The 2,612-nt window shown below is 45.8% G+C and carries 4 protein-coding genes; all 4 read right to left on the minus strand.

Annotation, left to right across the window (positions count from 1 at the left end):
* On the minus strand, positions 1-855 hold an 855-nt coding region (locus Q0241_RS09570), incomplete at its 3' end, for a hypothetical protein (protein ID WP_299376622.1).
* A gap of 64 nt (positions 856-919) precedes the next feature.
* Positions 920-1,582 (minus strand): HAD family phosphatase, encoded by a 663-nt coding sequence (locus Q0241_RS09575; RefSeq protein WP_299376625.1) that lies wholly within the window; start codon positions 1,580-1,582, stop codon positions 920-922.
* Between the two features lie 126 nt (positions 1,583-1,708).
* Positions 1,709-2,212 (minus strand): GNAT family N-acetyltransferase, encoded by a 504-nt coding sequence (locus tag Q0241_RS09580; protein ID WP_299376628.1) that lies wholly within the window; start codon positions 2,210-2,212, stop codon positions 1,709-1,711.
* Positions 2,213-2,329: 117 nt separating this feature from the next.
* The coding region (locus Q0241_RS09585) for a YciI family protein (RefSeq protein ID WP_299376631.1) at positions 2,330-2,612 on the minus strand (283 nt) is incomplete at its 5' end.

Below are 2,612 nucleotides of genomic sequence, written 5' to 3' on the forward strand. Positions count from 1 at the left end.
CGTTAGATCCGCTTTTTTCATCGCCAAAAGACGTGCATAGGTCGCGGTCCACAGAGCAACAGTAAACACGAGCATCAGGCCCCATTGAACAAAAGGTACAAAGATTTGAACAAAAAACTTTGACTGGATAGCTAACAAATCAAAGAGGTCGGGAAATTCAGCCAAAAAAGAGAAACAAGCCCAGATGATCGCCCCAAGAACAGCTGCAACAACCAAGTTCAATAAAAACAGCCCCAGAATAGCAAAACAATTGCCCTTACTGAGCTGTAGCGTACGCTTTAAAGCCTTAATAAAACTTGTTTTTTCTATAACCGTGAGCGGCATTAGGATAAAAAACAAAATACTGAATATATAAGTTGGCGCCTGTATAACGATATCCAGAACAACAGGATATTCACTCAAAATACCTCCCGAGTTGTCGAAAATCAAAAAAGCATTCACCCAAACATCATAGATAAACATTCCAACCGCTGGGTATATCACCTCTGCAATAATCAAAAAGATTAGGAGCGCGGTGTTCAAACGCAAAAATTCTTTAGGAAACCAGTTACCTGTTTCTTTACTGTCCGCATTATTTAGTTGTTGGAAGCAACGCCAGGAAACCAACCAATAAAGTGCATAGGTAAGCAACAGGGTAATAGCCACGTCAGCAAGGTAAAGAAAACGTGTTTCCCCGTTTGTAATTCCGGTGATAAAATCAGGAACTTCTTCTATAGGAGAGAGAGTAATCCCCGTCACAAAAACAGCAGCGATTAGGGCAAAGTATAAAAAATTACGCCCCCAAACACTAAACGCATCAAGCAACGTATCAAAGACAGGAAGTTTTGCAGGAATGGTCGACGGGATTGCTGTCATTTTGAATTCTCATTTCTCCTCAAGGTTGATGTTTATACCCACACCACATCGAAACAAACAACTATTAAACCAGAAATTGTTCCCGTACTTTATGCAGGCTTTCCATGACCGCGATGCAGAGTTCCGAAATCTCATCGGTGGGGGCCAGCATGTCGGGGATCATGATGGTTTGCAGTCCTGCCCGATGGGCTGAACGCACACCATTATGGGAATCTTCCAGCGCGAGGCAGCTTTGGGGGGATACCCCCAACCCCTTTGTCGCCAAGAGATAGGGTTCAGGGTCGGGCTTTCCACGGGATACATCATCAGACGTCACAATCGTGGAAAAATAAGACCGAACCCCTGCGTGTTCCAAATGGCTCTCTGCGCGTTTTCTACTGGTAGAGGTCGCCACCGCTATGGGCAGATCACGTTCCGCCAAATGTGCCAAAAGCTCTTCGACACCGGCTTTCAAGGGAACCTGTCGCGCAAATTCGATTTCTAGCAATTCGTGCATTTTGCTGTTGAATTCATCAAAGGGAAAACCCGCGCCCATGCCTTTGCGAATAATGCTCTCCCCTGCCTTCATGGGCAGGCCAACCACAGATTTGTAAAGATCATCACTTAGATGAAAGCCCAATGCCTTGGCCGCATCAACCGAAGACCGCAGATAGATCGCTTCGGAATCAATCAACAGGCCATCCATATCAAAAACAACGGCATGTAACTCACTGGCATCAAAAGGCAAAAGGCGCACTCCCGTATTAAAAGGGCAAAAGATATAGAAACAAAGGAATTCAATCGGTCCAGATGAACAGGACAAACAAAAGGAAACGACCGAAGAAGGAAAAGGTGTATCAAAAAAACAAAAACATTATTTACGGGCCGGAAGCTTTCGTAAAGTCATTCCGTATTTATCTTCGTCAGAAAACCCCAAACTTTCATAGAAGCCTTTGGCACCACCGTCTTTGCGGTCCTTACCCGTCAAGAGCATGATTTTATAGGCATTGGCGTCCCATGCCATATCAATGACCCGTTCCATGACTTTCCTCCCCAGTCCCTGTCCACGATATCCCTGTGACGTAATCACATTTTCAATCAAGGCATAAGGGCGCCCGAGATAGGTCATGTTGGGCAAAACATGCAGCGTAACAATTGCGCAGATTGGGGCACATGCTTGCCCCTTTTCCTGCTCCCCCGCTGTTGCGTCGTTGCCCTCATCCGCAGCAACAATAACCGACGTGCCGGGATGCGCCAATATCTCTCGCCACCGGGCCAGCCCCTCATCGCCGGAAATTCCGGGAACGTCCCCGCCAAACTCGGCATAAAGTTCAACCACGGCGGCATAATCAGTTTCTCGGGCAAGGCGGATTAACATTTATATTACACCTATCGCGCTGTGTTCGTCTTTTCTATCAATATCTTATGACAAATCCCAAGGTACAGTTTTCAAGGTGAGCTGTAAAACAGGTACAGGAATTTTTATTCCGGTATTTTACGCAGAAAACATTGATCCCAACGCAGAGGCCGTCATCGTCGGGCTGAATTCGGTAATGGTGTAACGGGCCACGTTATTTTGGTGGAACGGATCTTCCTTTATCAGAGTTTCGATTTTTTCTCTGCTATCAGATACCGCCAGAATAATCCCGCCCTCACGCGGGACCTTTGCGCCTGACGCAATAAATATTTTCTGTGTATAGTACTTTTTTAAAAAGCTTATGTGATCATCAATCAAAGGATCAACCGCTTCACGCGGAACGATATATGTGAGGTCGATC

Origin of the sequence: uncultured Kiloniella sp. (genome assembly GCF_937128705.1) — a bacterium.
Classification (GTDB): Bacteria; Pseudomonadota; Alphaproteobacteria; order Kiloniellales; family Kiloniellaceae; genus Kiloniella.